Source organism: Isosphaeraceae bacterium EP7, assembly GCA_038400315.1.
GTDB lineage: Bacteria > Planctomycetota > Planctomycetia > Isosphaerales > Isosphaeraceae > EP7.
In genome coordinates this window covers 4,110,251-4,123,881 of the sequence record CP151667.1, presented here as the reverse complement: position 1 = coordinate 4,123,881, position 13,631 = coordinate 4,110,251, and the positions used below count along the sequence as shown (strand labels likewise).

The 13,631-nt window shown below is 66.9% G+C and carries 10 protein-coding genes; 8 read left to right on the top strand and 2 right to left on the bottom strand.

The genetic code is table 11. The features are described from left to right. Positions 1-949: 949 nt before the first annotated feature. Entirely contained in the window at positions 950-3,952 is a 3,003-nt protein-coding gene (locus EP7_RS15970) for a sigma-70 family RNA polymerase sigma factor (RefSeq protein WP_463522417.1), read from the bottom strand. 477 nt (positions 3,953-4,429) lie between these two features. Here EP7_RS15970 and EP7_RS15965 point away from each other — a divergent pair, with 477 nt between their 5' ends. Both EP7_RS15965 and EP7_RS15960 read left to right on the top strand, forming a co-directional pair. Then, entirely contained in the window at positions 4,430-4,723 is a 294-nt protein-coding gene (locus tag EP7_RS15965; protein WP_463522415.1) for a hypothetical protein, read from the top strand. A 189-nt stretch (positions 4,724-4,912) separates the two neighbouring features. After that, complete coding sequence (locus EP7_RS15960) at positions 4,913-6,076, top strand: thermonuclease family protein (RefSeq protein WP_463522413.1); 1,164 nt, start codon at positions 4,913-4,915, stop codon at positions 6,074-6,076. Positions 6,077-6,139: 63 nt separating this feature from the next. Here EP7_RS15960 and EP7_RS15955 read toward each other — a convergent pair whose 3' ends face one another. Continuing rightward, positions 6,140-7,450, bottom strand: coding sequence for a hypothetical protein (locus EP7_RS15955; RefSeq protein ID WP_463522411.1), 1,311 nt, complete (start codon positions 7,448-7,450; stop codon positions 6,140-6,142). Positions 7,451-7,767: 317 nt separating this feature from the next. Here EP7_RS15955 and EP7_RS15950 point away from each other — a divergent pair, with 317 nt between their 5' ends. The 6 genes from EP7_RS15950 (at position 7,768) to EP7_RS15925 (ending at position 13,600) form a co-directional block, all read left to right on the top strand. After that, positions 7,768-8,682, top strand: a complete 915-nt coding sequence (locus tag EP7_RS15950; protein ID WP_463522409.1) for a sugar phosphate isomerase/epimerase family protein — start codon at positions 7,768-7,770, stop codon at positions 8,680-8,682. 514 nt (positions 8,683-9,196) lie between these two features. Continuing rightward, complete coding sequence (locus EP7_RS15945) at positions 9,197-9,931, top strand: FkbM family methyltransferase (RefSeq protein ID WP_463522407.1); 735 nt, start codon at positions 9,197-9,199, stop codon at positions 9,929-9,931. A 303-nt stretch (positions 9,932-10,234) separates the two neighbouring features. Next, positions 10,235-10,711 carry a hypothetical protein gene (locus EP7_RS15940; protein ID WP_463522405.1) on the top strand — a complete coding sequence of 159 codons (477 nt, stop codon included), beginning with the start codon at positions 10,235-10,237 and terminating at the stop codon, positions 10,709-10,711. Positions 10,712-10,777: 66 nt separating this feature from the next. Next, positions 10,778-11,677 (top strand): ABC transporter permease, encoded by a 900-nt coding sequence (locus EP7_RS15935; protein ID WP_463522403.1) that lies wholly within the window; start codon positions 10,778-10,780, stop codon positions 11,675-11,677. Positions 11,678-11,757: 80 nt separating this feature from the next. Further along, complete coding sequence (locus tag EP7_RS15930) at positions 11,758-13,035, top strand: MlaD family protein (RefSeq protein ID WP_463522401.1); 1,278 nt, start codon at positions 11,758-11,760, stop codon at positions 13,033-13,035. A gap of 280 nt (positions 13,036-13,315) precedes the next feature. Continuing rightward, positions 13,316-13,600 (top strand): flagellar biosynthesis anti-sigma factor FlgM, encoded by a 285-nt coding sequence (locus tag EP7_RS15925; protein ID WP_463522399.1) that lies wholly within the window; start codon positions 13,316-13,318, stop codon positions 13,598-13,600. Positions 13,601-13,631 lie beyond the last annotated feature (31 nt).

Sequence of the window (13,631 nt, the reverse complement as noted above, 5' to 3'; positions counted from 1 at the left end):
CACTGCCGCACACAAAGCTCGAGAGGACAAGAGATCGAATCAGCATGCGACTCATACGAAACCTCTCTGATTGGGGGGGAGAGTAAGGCAACAAACAGAGTGGCCATATCAGGACACCCGATTCTTTTTTACATACCTTGGTTCGAGATGCAATACGTTCACCAAGATTAAGCGAAATTCGGAAATCTCCCGTATGAGAATCCCCTCGACATCCACCTCAACAGGCGGATCCTCGCTCAAGTACCTCTGCTTACCGGCGTAGAACACCTGTCTCGCTGCGTGTTGAACGAGGAGCCGGGCCGCTTGCCTCGGTTGCTGCCGATTTCGGATGCCGTCCCGGCCCGTCGCATGGGGGTTGGACTCAGGGACCGCGCACCTATGGGTAGGCTTGGCGGACCCTGACGGCTTGCGCCGGGGCTTGGGTTCGCATAGGAAACCCTCCATGCGGTTTCACCCGACGGTGCATGGGGGATGATCGATGGCGGGTTCGCGGCGGATGGGGCTGGACGAGGTCGGGTCTCAATTCCGGGAGTTGGAGGTCCCTCGGTCCTCGATCAGTCTCCGGCATCCCGGGAAAGGACGCCTTCCGCCTCGTGTTGATGGCATTGTGGCCCGAGGCGTCACGGGCGTGCTTCGCCGCCTGGCTGCGGGCGTTGAGCGACGAGGCCGCGGCGACGACCGGAGTCGAACGGCCGACGCGGGCGGTGGACGGCAAGGCGCGGCCTCGCAGCCACGACCGCGGGAGTGGCCTGGGGGCGTTGCATCAGGGAGCGTCTGGGCGAGCGAGTACGGGCTGTCGCTGGGGAGCGTCTGCCCCCCATGCGATCGCCAAGACGGCCCCTCGAAAACGGCATCGGTCAAGTTGAGTTCGTTTCGCCCGGCCAGACTCGGACGTGGGGAACGGCTGACGTGGGGCATCCGGCGACGAATTCGACACCGGATGGATTTCTCATGGCTGAGGGCCCTTAGCCTCGTCGAGATTCCAGACGATCGCCGTCGTGTCCGCCATGCCGGTGACGAGCGACCGGCCGTCGGGCGAGAAGGCCTGCGAGATGACGTGCCTGCCGCCGGTTGCCAGGCTCAGCAACTCGCGGCCGCTGGCCATGTCCCAGATCTGGATGCGGACGTCGCCGGCGTTCGGGCCGGCCGCGGTGTCCGAGACGGTGCTGAAACGCTTGCCGTCGGGGGAGATGGCGACGGCCCAGGAGCGATGTTTCTCGGCCCGGACCGTGCGGAGGAGTTCACCGGACGTCAGGTCCCAGACGAAGACCCGATCGTCCGCGAATATGCCGGTCACGGCCCATTTCAGGTCGGGTGCGAGCGACGCGGACGTGATCTGGCGGGGGGGTTGATCGGGCCCATTGTTCGGTTCCGGCTCCTGCTGGAAGGCGATCTGCCGCGTCTCCTTGCCGGTTTCGGCGTCCCAGAACCGGAACGTCCGGTCCTGACTCACCGTGACGAGCGATCGGCCGTCGGCGGCGAAGGCCAGGGTGAGGATCTTGCCCTTGTGGCCTTGCAGCTTGATCGGGCTCACCTTCGCCACCTCGCCGATTTCGATGAGGTGGATTGAGTTGTCGGGTAACCCGTCACGTTCGTCGCCAAAGACGCCGGTTTCTGCCTCGGCGTTCCAGGTCGAGACGGCCATCCGCCGGCCGTCGGCGGAATAGGCGACGAGGGTGGCGCGATTGTCGAATTCCAAGCTGTGAATCAACCGGCCGTCGGACAGGTCGAAAATGCGTGCGAAGCCGCCGAACCCCGGGGCGCGGTGAAACTCGCTGGCAACCGCCAGGAATCGCCCGTCCGGCGAGGCGCACACGTCGTTGCCACGGCCGACAGTGGCAGGGACGATCACGCGGCGAAACGCACCGCTGGCTGCGTCCCAGATCCGGACCTTGCCGTCGTCGCCCGAGGTCGCGACGGTGCGGCTGTCGGGGGTGAACGCGGCGGAATAGATGGGCCCGTCGTGGGACTCGGGCCGGACCAGCAGCGGCTTGCCCGTGGCGAAATCGAGGAGATGGATCCGGTTGTCGCCGCGGAGCATTGCAATCGCCCGGCCGTCGGGCGAGATGGCGACCGTGTCGGCCTGGCTGCCGAAATCGGCCGGGTCGATCGGGATCGTCCGGGAGACGAGACCCGTGGCGAGATCCCAGACCAGGAGCCGATCCTGATGGGCCGAGACCAGGGTCGTGCCGTCCTGCGCGAGTGCGAACCCGCCAAGGAGGCCGGCGCCCGGCGGCTCCATCTCCCAGAGCCTCCGGCCGTCGCGTACATCCCAGCGGGCGAGGTGCGCCACGAGGTTCATTTCCCTTTGATTGCGGCCGAGTTCGTCCTTGTCATTGGGCGCACGCTCGCACCCGCTGGAGATCAACGACTTGCTATCCTTGGAGAAGGCGAGGTCGACCAGGTTGGATCCGTGCGCGTTGCGGATGACGACCGGTTTGCCGCCGAGGTCGAGATCCCAGATCCGGATCGTGCTAGGAAGCCCTTGCTTCGAGTTTATCCCTAGAGCCAGCCTTTTGCCGTCGGGCGAGAACGCAAGGGAACCGGGAGAGACGCTCGCCTCGACGAAATCCAGGGTGCCACGAATCTGCCCGGTCGCGGAGTCCCAGACCCGCACGAGCGTCTCCTCGTCGCTCGAAGAGGCGAAGGTCAGTCCGTCGGGGGCGAAGGCCATGCCCGTGACTCGCCCCTTGTGCAGCTTGGATCTGGACCGCTCACGCCGCGCGACGAGATCCCGGAGCTGGACCGTGCCGTCGGTCCGGCCCAGCGCCAGGAGCTTGCCGTCGGGCGAGTAGGCGAGCGAATAGGTCGCCTCCCGCCCAAAGACCGGATCGAGGCCGGGGGCGGGCTCGCCGGTCTTGAGGTCCCAGAACCGGATCGCCCCGTCCCAGGCGGCCGAGGCCAGGGTCTTGCCGTCGGGGGAGAAGGCCGAGCGTACCACGTGGCCCTCGTGCCTCAGCGACGTGGAGCCCATCCGCACACGTGCGCCCGGCGGAAGCGAAGGGTCGGCCGACTTGAGGGCGACCTCGACGGGCTTCACAGCAGGCGGGGCCTCGGTCTCGGGCCGAATTCGCCCCTCTGCCCCGGCGTAACCGATCGCCAGGGCTCCCCCCAGGGTTCCCGTCATCAGCACGACGGCCGCCACTTTGAGCCGGCCGACGAGCATCGATCGCATCGCCCCGCGGGCCAGCGTCAGGGCCGATCCCGAGGTGGCTGTCGACTCCGCCAGCCCGAGTCCGACCGCGATGGCGGCCCGAGTCGTCGCGTTGACCAGGGTCGCGGGCATGGTGATCGCGGCGGCCTCGATACCGGGGCTGCTGCCGGACGCCATCCAGCCAACCGCAGGGGCCAGCCCACGGCGGGCGAGTCGCCCTCGGAGCAAGTCCTTGGCGCGGGCCAGCCTTCCGGAGACGGTGCCCTTGGTCCAGCCCAGGGCGCCGGCCGCCTGCTCCTGGGTCATCCCCTCCAGGTAGCAGAGGACGATCGGGCGGCGGTACTTCTCGGGGAGCCGGCTCAACTCCTCGTCGAGCACCGGCCGGAGGTCGCCCAGGTCGCCGGTCGTCTCGGCCGAGATTGGCTCCGGTAATGGGCAGGAAACGTCCGTCCTTCGCCCAGCCATCGCCCTGGTCCTGCGTGACAGGCGTGACGCGACTCCGTGGAGCCAGGGGGCCAGGGATTCTCGCCGCCTGATCGAACGGGCACGGATCGCCAGGACCAGGAACGTCGCCTGGAACGCATCCTCGGCCGAGTGCACCCGCCCCAGGGTCCGGCGGCAGACGCCCAGGACCATCGGGCCGTGTCTGTGGACGATGCCTTCGAAGGCGGCCTCGGCATCGTCTCCCCCAGCCGTGAAGCGGTCCAGGAGCTGCCCGTCCGTCAGGCCGGCGGCGGTGCCGAACCGGAAGAGTGTGCCCAGGTCGTGAAGGGTGGTCCCGGCGAATCTGTCGTCCATCTGCTCAACCCTCTCAGGTTCGTGGCGATGACTCCAGGATTAGTGCCGTGAGGAACCCCTCCGAATACGAAATCTCCGGACATCTTCGGCCTGTTCGGGAAATTCCTCGGACGACCCGCATGCCGCGGCGGGTCCGGGCGACGCCGGGCATGATGTCCGACCGCGACGATCTTCGAGAACCCCATGAATCGGGCCCGAGATTCAGATCGGATGGATTGACCGATTCGAGGGACTTCGGCTAGGCTCCGTGAGACCGAGGCGTTGGCCCGGTCTCTCACCTCCAGACCTTCCGGGACATCAGCCCCCCCGGATGCAATCCATTGGCTGTCTGCCCTGTTCAAATGCGAACTCTGCGGTGACGTCGTCGCGGCCGGAACGGCCTGCCGGCGCGTCGTGATCGAGACCCGTCGGGTCGTCTCGATCCAGCCCGTCCTTCCTCGCGGCCCCGCGAGCATGGATCGGGAAGTGTCGAATGTGATGCGTGGGATCGCCAGCTCGATGGCAGGCCGTGGCGCGGGCCTCCGGTTCGCTCGCCGCATCGAGTCGGCCGAGCAGACCTCGCCCAGCGAGGTGGTCCTGACGCTGCGAACGCGCCGGCGACCAGGCCCGCGCGTGCCGTTGAGCTGGCCAGGGCGGGACGGCGTGTTCCGCTCACCCAGGTGTCCGAATCTGGATTTCCGCCTGAGCCCAGGCGAGGAGATCGTGCGCGAGGCGCGGGCCTGCCCGGAATGCGCCGCCAACTTGCCAACCCCGGATCGGGCCTGGGGTTGAGATCGGGAGGTCCCCCGACGGGCGTCGGGGGACCTCCATGCAATCTTCCAATCGACTTTGCGCCGATGGAGACTGATTTTCGACTGGTCGGTAGGAAGAGGATAGCCCTGGAGCGTATTCTTAGTGATGGATCGGTGAGATCAAAGGCCTCACTCGCCTTGACGGGCTGCAATGCCCAGGAGATATGCCGTGATCGGTCCCCGCCACCCCGTGACAGGTCTTGCCACGCTGATGCTCGGCTGCCTGGCAGCCCTGGCCCCCGCATCCGCGGACGAGGTCGCTCCCGAGTTGGTGGCGGTCAACTCGGTGAAGACCGTGAGCTTGCGCCTCGATGGCAAGGTGCAGACGGTCGACCTGGTCGGGGTCGACGCGTTCTCCACCAAAGGGAGCGAAGGCCGCGAGGTCCTGAAAGCGCAGCTCAAGGACAAAGCGGTCCGATTCGTCCCCGTCGCGGTCCCCGATGGGGTCAAGGCCCGAAACAAAGTCGGCCTTCTCTATGCGGGCGATGAGGCCAAGCCGGTCAATCAGGTACTCGTCGAGAAGGGCTATGCCCGCGTCTCCAAGTCGGTCCCCTTTGCCGAACTGGCCGCGTTCGAGGCCGGCGAGGCCGAGGCGAAACGAGCCCAGCGCGGCGAGTGGTCGGCCGAGGCGGACGTTTCCGATCAGGATCAAACCGTCGCGGCCGACTCGGCGAGCGAGGCCGGCTTCGGCCAGGCCGTCGTCTCGGAACGAGGCCCGGGGGGCAAGGCCTCGCGCGCCGGGGCCGGACACCGCAACCGCAGCCGGGCCCAGGCCGCCGACGCCGTGGCGAACGTCCGTTCCATGCAGGGCGGGAACCGCGGGATTCAGGCCAACATGTTCGGCGCGAATAATGGGTTTGGCGGGATCAACAACTTCGGGGTGAACAACGGATTTGGCGGCTTCGGGGCGAATAATGGCTTCGGCTTCAACAACGGTTTCGTCGGGAACAACGGATTCGGGTTCAACAATGGGTTCGGCAATGGATTCGGCGGGGTCGGCCTGAATAACGGATTCGGCGGCTTCGGGGTGAATAGCGGCTTCGTGGAAATCAACGGATTCGGCGGGAACAACGGATTCGGCGGGAACAACGGATTCGGCAATGGCTTCGCGGGCAATTCCGGCGGCTTCAATCGCGGCGGCTTTGGCCCGACGATCGGGGGCAATCCCGGCGGCAACCAGGGGGGCGGGGTCGTGCCGTTCCCGACGATCACCCAGGGGCAGTGGTACATCACCCCGAACGCCAACACGCCGGGCATCCCCTACATCCCCAACCACCTGCCGCGTGGGCCCTCGCCCTCAATCCCTTCCATCCCGTCACACCTGCCGCGCTGAGGGAGGAGATCGACCTTCGACGCGAGCATTTGCCCGCGTCGGAGGTCGCCCCGGTCGATCGGATCAGGACAGCCCGTACAGGTCGCGGGGCGTGTCGAGGAGGATCTGTCGAAGGATGGGGGGGACCTCATCCTCTTCGTAGTAGCCGGCGGCGACGAGGCTGGCGAAGGCGCCGGCCATCGACTTCTTGACGATCTGGAGCCTGCCGTAGGCCCACTCCGCGTGGCGGGCGTCGCTCAGGAAGCCGCTGAACTTGGTCATCGGGGCAAGCTGGACCCGTGCCGCGACCGTGCGTTCGATGATCGGCGGCGCGACGTTGTGGGACCAGTCTCCCGCCAGGTAGACGTTGGCCAACTGCCCGGCCGCGACGGCCGTCTCCTGGACGAGCGACGAGTCGGCCGCGAGCATCAGGTCGAACTTCGCCCGGCCGAAGTGCTGGAAGATGCGGCACATCTCCGTCGTCCAGTTGGACTGGGACCTGGGGAGGCAGCCCCCTTCGGGCAGGGTCTCGGTCCCGAAGGCGATCTGGAACGGCCGGCCATGGTCCTGGTGCCAGCCCAGGATCGTCCAGGTGACCGACCTGACGAGTTCGTCGATGTCCGAATCGCCCAGCGGCTGCCCGTGCGCGGCCTGGTTCAGAACAAAGTGGATGCGCGACTCATCGGGAGCATGGAACCGCTGCTCGATCGGCAGGAAGGCCGAGCAGAAGCGGACCGATCCGCTGACCGTCGCGTCGAGCCAGTCGCGCAGCAACTGGCCGAGTCGTTCGGAGGTCGACGGCCGGTCTCCCCCCAGGATGCCGACCAGGCTGTCGTAATAGTCGGCCTTGGGGTGTTTTAGCAGGCTGTTCTGAGGGGAGAGGCGGGGCGCGACGAGATCGTGCAGGTCGAGACGGAAGGCGACGTGCTCAGGGTTCTTCGACGGGTCGGCGCTCTTGTGATCGAGGGTGGTGACGACGGTCTGGATCCCGGCCTTCTCGCGCAGGACCGAGGTGGCCCATGAAGGATCGCCGCCGGTGGCGAGCACCCGGTCGAAGAGGCCGCGGTAGTTCGACGGGGTGAGGTTGGGTTCGTCGAAGTCGTAGAGGTCCCGGAAGATCCGGAAAAGGCACCAGGCGTTTGCCGTGTTGCGGATCTTCGAGAGGAACGGGATCGAGCGGAGCACCCGCTCATCGGCGGGCAGCGACGCGTCGAGGTCGGCGGCGGGCATGCCGACGGAGCGGAGCTGGGCGGAAATCGAGTGCTCGCCGATGAGGGCGGCCAGGTCGGGGGCACCCGGCTGATCGCAGCGGATATGGGAGTGCGGATCGATGATCGGCGTCTCGGCGATCATCCGCGTGATGCGCTGGGCCAGGCTGGGCTCGGACGTGAACATGGCGGGCGGCCCGTCTGGGAATGGTGGATTGCATGAGGAGGGAATCCGAATGTCATCATCCGAGCGGCCGGGCGGGGTGTCAATGCCGGTGGCGTTGCGCAACGAAAGGCCGATTCTGCGCTTGCGGCAAGGCCAGGATGGAGGAAATGCGGCGACTTTGCGGGGCATCTTCCCCGATTCGATCGGGCGGGCTCGGCCGTGGCACGGCGGGTTTCCGCTGTCGTATGATCGCGGGCTGGATGCACCGTTCCGTCCGGTCCGGGCTGAGACGAGGCCCGGGACCGATCGCCCTCGACCTCTCCGGAGTGACCGACGCCATGCAACCCGCCAACCGCCGCACGTTCCTGGCCCGGTCCGCGATGGCCGCCGCGGCCGTCGTCACCTCCCCCCTGGCCTTGCCGCGCACGGCACGAGCGATCGACGCGATCGGCCGGACGAGGCCCAGCCACATGAAGTTGAGCATCGCGGCCTACTCGTTCCGCGACGCCCTGACGGGCAAGGGGCCGAAGATCGACCTGTTCGACTTCGTGAACCTGGCCGCCGACATGCAGCTGGACGCCGTGGAGCTGACCTCCTACTACTTCCCGCCCGACGTCACAACTGAGTATCTGCACCGCCTGAAGCAGCACGCCTTCAACCTGGGCCTGGACGTCTCCGGCACCTCCGTGGGCAATAATTTCTGCCTACCCGAAGGCCCCGAGCGCGAGGCGCAGCTGACGCTGGTCCGAACCTGGGTCGACCACGCCGCCGAGCTTGACGCCCCGACGATCCGGATCTTCGCCGGCACGGTTCCCAAAGGGGACAGCGAGGAGGCCGCCGTCGAGCGGGCCATCGCCGGCATCAAGGCGAGCCTCCCCTACGCCCAGGAGAAGGGCGTGACGCTCGCCCTGGAGAACCACGGCGGCATCACGGCCACCCCCAAGCAACTGCTCAAGTTGGTCAAGGCGATCGATGCCCCCAACTTCGGCGTGAACCTGGACACCGGCAACTTCCACGGCGAAGACCCCTACGCCGAGCTGGCCGAGCTGGCACCGTACGCCGTGAACGTCCAGGTGAAGACCGAGATCAGCATCAAGGGGGCGAAGAAGCAGGAGGCCGACCTGTCCAAGTTCATCGACCTCTTGAAGCAGGCCCGCTACTCGGGCTACGTCGTCCTGGAGTACGAGGCGCCCGAAGACCCGTTCAAGGCAATCCCGGGCCACATCAAGGCCCTCAGGGCTCTGATCTCCTGACCGAGTCCCACGAATTCAGAGCGAGCCTGCTCGCGCCCGTCCCGGGCGAAGAAGCCGGGACGAGGCGCCGGCCAGGTCGAGGCATGGATCGGACGATCCCGGCCCGCGTCGCTCGGATCGGGCCTCTTCACGTAGCATCGGTTCCCGATACGTGGAGAAGCGAGTGAGGCTTGACGTCCCCGCCTTGCGATCTGGTTTCGAGCGACCTGTGCGGAGATCGGCAACGTGAAGCCCCTCCCCCTGGCGGTTCGCCCGATTCATCCTTTTATGCGACTGACGCGAAGCTCGATGCCTAACTAGCGACCACGGATCCCGTCGCGGTCGAAATTTGTAGACGCGAGGAACTGTCCATGTCGCTCTGGGACCGCGTTGCTTGACGTCCCCCGAGGATTCTGCTGGAATCTTGCTCGGAATCCGAATCGATTGATTATTGATGACCGGCCGGATCTCGACGAGAGATCGACGGTTCCATACGCATCCCGGAAGCCCCCCATTCTCTCGGAGTCTTGCTTTCGTGACATCCCTCAAAGAGCTCGTCCAGGGTTCCTTCGCTCGGATGGGGATCAGGGTCTCCAGGCTTGGGCAATTTCCGGTCGGTAACGACCTCTGCTTCGACCTCAAACGCATCGGATCCACGGATCGGTTCTCGACGATCTTCGACGTCGGCGCCAATGCGGGGCGGTCGGTCCTGACTTACGCGGCGGGCTTCCCGAAGGCGAAGATCTATTCCTTCGAACCCGTCAAGGCGACGTACGACCAGCTCGTCGTGGCCGCCAAGGGCCTGCCCAACGTCCGCTGTTTCCAGTTCGCGATGGGCGACACCGAAGGCTCGCTCGAGATCTACCTCCAGAAGAGCTCCGAGTGGAATAGCCTGACCGCCCCGCTCAACGAGCGACGGAGCGCCGAGTCGTCCGCCAAGGAAACGATCCAGATTCGCAAGGTCGACGACTTCTGCGCGGCCGAGGGGATCACCTCGATCGACCTCCTGAAGACCGACACCGAGGGGTTCGACATCCAGGTCCTCCGCGGGGCCGAGCGGATGCTCACCTCCGGCAAGGTCAAGTTCGTCTACAGCGAGGTCACGCTCAACCCCGAGGACGACGTCCACACCAACTTCTTCAAGCTCCACGAATACCTCGAGCCCCTCGGCTTCCGCTTCGTCGCCCTCTATGAGCAGGACGTCTACGACAACCTGGGCGGCGCCAACTACACGAACGCCCTGTATGTGAACCGCAACGCCACCGTCTAGACGGGTTGAAGCCGGAACTCGACTGCTCGGATCGAACCGGACTAAGCCCGAGCCGGTTTCATGCATCGCGGGGCGACGAAGTCCCGGAATCTGCGGGATCGTCACGCCCGCGACCCGGCGATCGAGGTTGAGATTGCCGGCGGACACGTGATCGGTTAGCGTCCCCGCCGAGCCCTGAGACGTGGCCAAGGTGGGCCTGTCTCGGGGATCAAAGGCTGGGCCGGCGACGACCCCGCCAGCGTGGGGGCCAATGAAGGCCCCTCGACCGTCGCGGACATGGATGTCGAGAGACGGGAGCTTACCTTGGTTGATGGCCTTCGGGGGATGCGCCTCGTCGGGCCCTTGGTCGCGGGGCTGCTCTGCCTGCTCAGCGGGGCGGGATGTAGCCTGGCTCCCAAGAGCTTCGCCCAGATGATTCACCCATCCGGCATCGTCCGGGCCCGGGCGGCCGGGCTCTCCGACCGGCAACCCGATCAGGTGGCCGTGCCGGCCCTGATCGAGCGCCTGGGCGACGCCGACCCCGTCGTCAGGCTGACGGCGCACGAGACCCTCCGCGAGCGGACGGGCCAGAACTTCGGCTACCTTCCCTGGGGCGACAACGCAGAACGCGCCGCCGCCCAGGCACGCTGGAAGACCTGGTGGGACCAGCAGCCGCAGGGCTCCGCCGAGCAGGACAGCGTGCGCGACGCGACGGGGCCCAAACCGACGGTCCGAGGTCAATCGACGACGCTTGCCTCCGGGCGCAAAGGCGGGCTGGGCAGGCGAAGGCGTTTGCGTTAAAGTCCCCGCGCCTCGGGCGGGAGAAATCCGATCGCCCCAAGGCGCCGGCCAGGGAGGGCCGCGGCGATGGACACCGAGACTGCAACGTCGAACGAACTCCTGTACCCGCTGGCCCGGATCGGACGGCTGGGGAACGACATCCTCTCCTATCTGGGCGACCTGGGCCTCTTGGTCCCGGCGTCGGCTCGCGCCCTGGTGCACCCCGAAGTCCCGAGCCGGCGGCTGCTTGCGGCGGTTTCGGGGCACTGGGACTGGATGCTGCTGATGGTCACTCCGCTGGTCGTCCTGGTGCACGTGGCGATGGGATCGTCGCTGGCGATGCAGGCGTACTTCGGCGGGACATTCGCCGACGGCACGGGCGCCGTCGTCGGCGTGGGCCTGGTGCGCAACTTCGCGCCGCTGATGACGGGCATCCTGATGGCCGGGATGATGGCCGCGAAATACGTCTCCGAGCTGCGTGCGGGCAGCCTGGTGGGCCTGGATGAAGACCCGAGCTCGGTACCCGACCGCGACGTCGTCCGGGGCGACCGGCCCGACGACCGGGTTGCCCCCGACCCTCATCGGCTCGCGGCGGTCCGGATGCTGGCCGGCGCGGTGGCCTGCCCGGTCTTCTCGCTGCTTGGCGTGATCGTGGGCACCGTCGTCGGCTGGCTGATCGCGGCTCGGATGCTGGGCATCGGCACGCACGAATACTTCGGCATGTTCGCCGCGATGCTCTGGACCCGCGACGTGGTGGGACTGGGCCTGAAGGGGGCCGCCTTCGGCCTGATCGGGGCCCTGTTCGCCTGCCACGAGGGGCTGCGGGGCGGGGCGAAGCCGGGCTCGGCCAGCGTGCCGGCGGCGGCCTGTCGCGCGGCGAGCTTCTCGGCGGCCGCGATCCTCGTGGTCAACTCCTGCTGGTTCCTGCTGGCCTACCACGGCGGCCCCGCGTTCGGGCCCACCCTGATGACCCCGCCGGGGCGTTAGCTGCCGCGACGCCTTGACCTTCGATTCAACCCCCATTTTCGCCACCAACCTGCTTTTTTGATCTCAACGAGGAGCCCACCATGAGTCGTCGATCGTCGATGCGCGAGGTGCGGGCCGGCGCGGCGATGCTCGTCGGCCTGGCGGCGTTACTGGGCCTGATGGCCCTGGCGACCGGCGGACCGGGGTTCCTGGCCCCCAGCCAGTCGATCGACGTCGTCTTCCGCGACGGTCAGGGGCTTCGAGCCGGCAGCGCGGTGCGGATCTCGGGCCTGGATGCCGGCCGCGTGCTGGCCGTGGACCTCGCGGAGTTTGACGGCACCCTGCGGGCGCGGGTCAAGCTGGCCCTGCCAGTGGAGCTGGCCGGCAAGCTGAAGCAGGACGTCAAGATCACGATCCAGGCGAGCCTGACGGGCCAGAGCCGGATCAACATCGTGTCGTCGGGAAAGTCGACGGTGGCGCTGGTGCCCGGCCAGGTGGTCCAGGGAGTCGAGACCTCGTTCTTCGACCCCATCCTGGAGCAAGTCGGCATGGGGCCGGTGGAACGCAACCACCTGAGCCACACCATCGCCGAGGTCCGCCAGACCGTCGACCAGGTCGGCCCGAGGACGCGCCTGGTCCTCGCGTCGCTCCAGGAGATGGTCGCGGGGCTGCGCGAGACGACCGAGGCGGCGCGGCCTCAGGTCGAGTCGAGCATCGCGCACGTCGAAGGGCTGACCAAGCGGCTCGACATGGCGGGGCCCAAGATCGAGCAGACGCTGATCCGCCTGGAGAAGCTGACCGCCGAGGCTGATGCCCTGATCATGGAAAACCGGCCCAACCTGGCCGCAACCCTGGTCAGCGTCAAGGACCTGACGGCCACGGCGCAGGATATCGCGATCAAGGAGCGGCCCAAAGTGGCCAAGCTCATCGAGGGACTTGACACCACCCGCGCCAGGGCCGACCGCGTGCTGTACCAGACCGATCTGCTCACCAGCCAGGCCGGCCAGATGCTGACCCGGAACAAGACCGACATCGAGCGGACAGTGGCCAACGTCCGCGACGCGACCGACTGGGGCGACAAGCTCGTCCAGAAGCTCTACGCCAATCCGTTCGTCCTAAGTCCTTTGTACAAGCCGACGACCGAAGACGTGCGGGTGCAGGTGGTCTACGACACGGCGCAGGTCTTCACCAAGGGCGCGCAGGAGCTGCACGATTCGGTGAAGACGCTCTCGGCCATGCAGGGGACGGCGATGACCGCCGACCAGCAGGCCGCGTTCGCCAAGCTCTATGAGAAAGCCTGGGGGCTGACCAATCAGCTCAACCAGACGACTCAGAATCTGGCCGAAGGGCTCAAGACGATGCCGAGGATGCGAAAATGAAACTTCTCGGGTCGGAGGCCTCATTTTCCAGACTTCGGTTAAATTCGGACCATCTTCCAGCCGATCATTAAGGGTGTGGGCCTGGGACTGCAAAGGACCGGGGCCGCAGCGAAGGGCGAACGGGCGGCATTCGAGCCGCCCCGACGCAGCGGAAAGACCGGACCAAGTCCGGTCGGGACGCAGCCTCCGCGGTGGAACCATGAGCGGCCTGTCACGAAACGTACCGGCGCGGCGACGGAACGACCGCCGGCCCAGACGCACAACGAGGGGAGCGACTCAGATGGAAATTCACGGTGCAGGGGGAGCCCAAGGGCCCCAGGCGATCTACCCGCGACTGGCCTCGTTCAGCATCGAGACCGGCCACTCGGTTCACGCGGGCACCCCGCGAGACTCGGTCGAAATCTCGCCCCTGGGCCAGATGCTCGACGGGATCAGCCGGCTGCCCGAGATCCGTCACGAGAAGGTGGAGGAGATCCGCCGCCAGATCGCCACGGGGTCGTATGAGACTCCCGAGCGCCTGGAACTGGCCCTCGACCGCATGCTCGACGAACTCAGCGGCTGGTGAGCTGCCCAAGGTCCGCTCGCCTCGTTCGGGA

What these genes read in the sequence shown, in the direction of transcription:
- EP7_RS15970 (WP_463522417.1), bottom strand. Translation starts at nt 3,952, where the DNA reads ATGGACGACAGATTCGCCGGGACCACCCTTCACGACCTGGGCACACTC.
- EP7_RS15965 (WP_463522415.1), top strand. Translation starts at nt 4,430, where the DNA reads ATGCGTGGGATCGCCAGCTCGATGGCAGGCCGTGGCGCGGGCCTCCGG.
- EP7_RS15955 (WP_463522411.1), bottom strand. Translation starts at nt 7,450, where the DNA reads ATGTTCACGTCCGAGCCCAGCCTGGCCCAGCGCATCACGCGGATGATC.
- EP7_RS15950 (WP_463522409.1), top strand. Translation starts at nt 7,768, where the DNA reads ATGCAACCCGCCAACCGCCGCACGTTCCTGGCCCGGTCCGCGATGGCC.
- EP7_RS15935 (WP_463522403.1), top strand. Translation starts at nt 10,778, where the DNA reads ATGGACACCGAGACTGCAACGTCGAACGAACTCCTGTACCCGCTGGCC.
- EP7_RS15930 (WP_463522401.1), top strand. Translation starts at nt 11,758, where the DNA reads ATGAGTCGTCGATCGTCGATGCGCGAGGTGCGGGCCGGCGCGGCGATG.
- EP7_RS15925 (WP_463522399.1), top strand. Translation starts at nt 13,316, where the DNA reads ATGGAAATTCACGGTGCAGGGGGAGCCCAAGGGCCCCAGGCGATCTAC.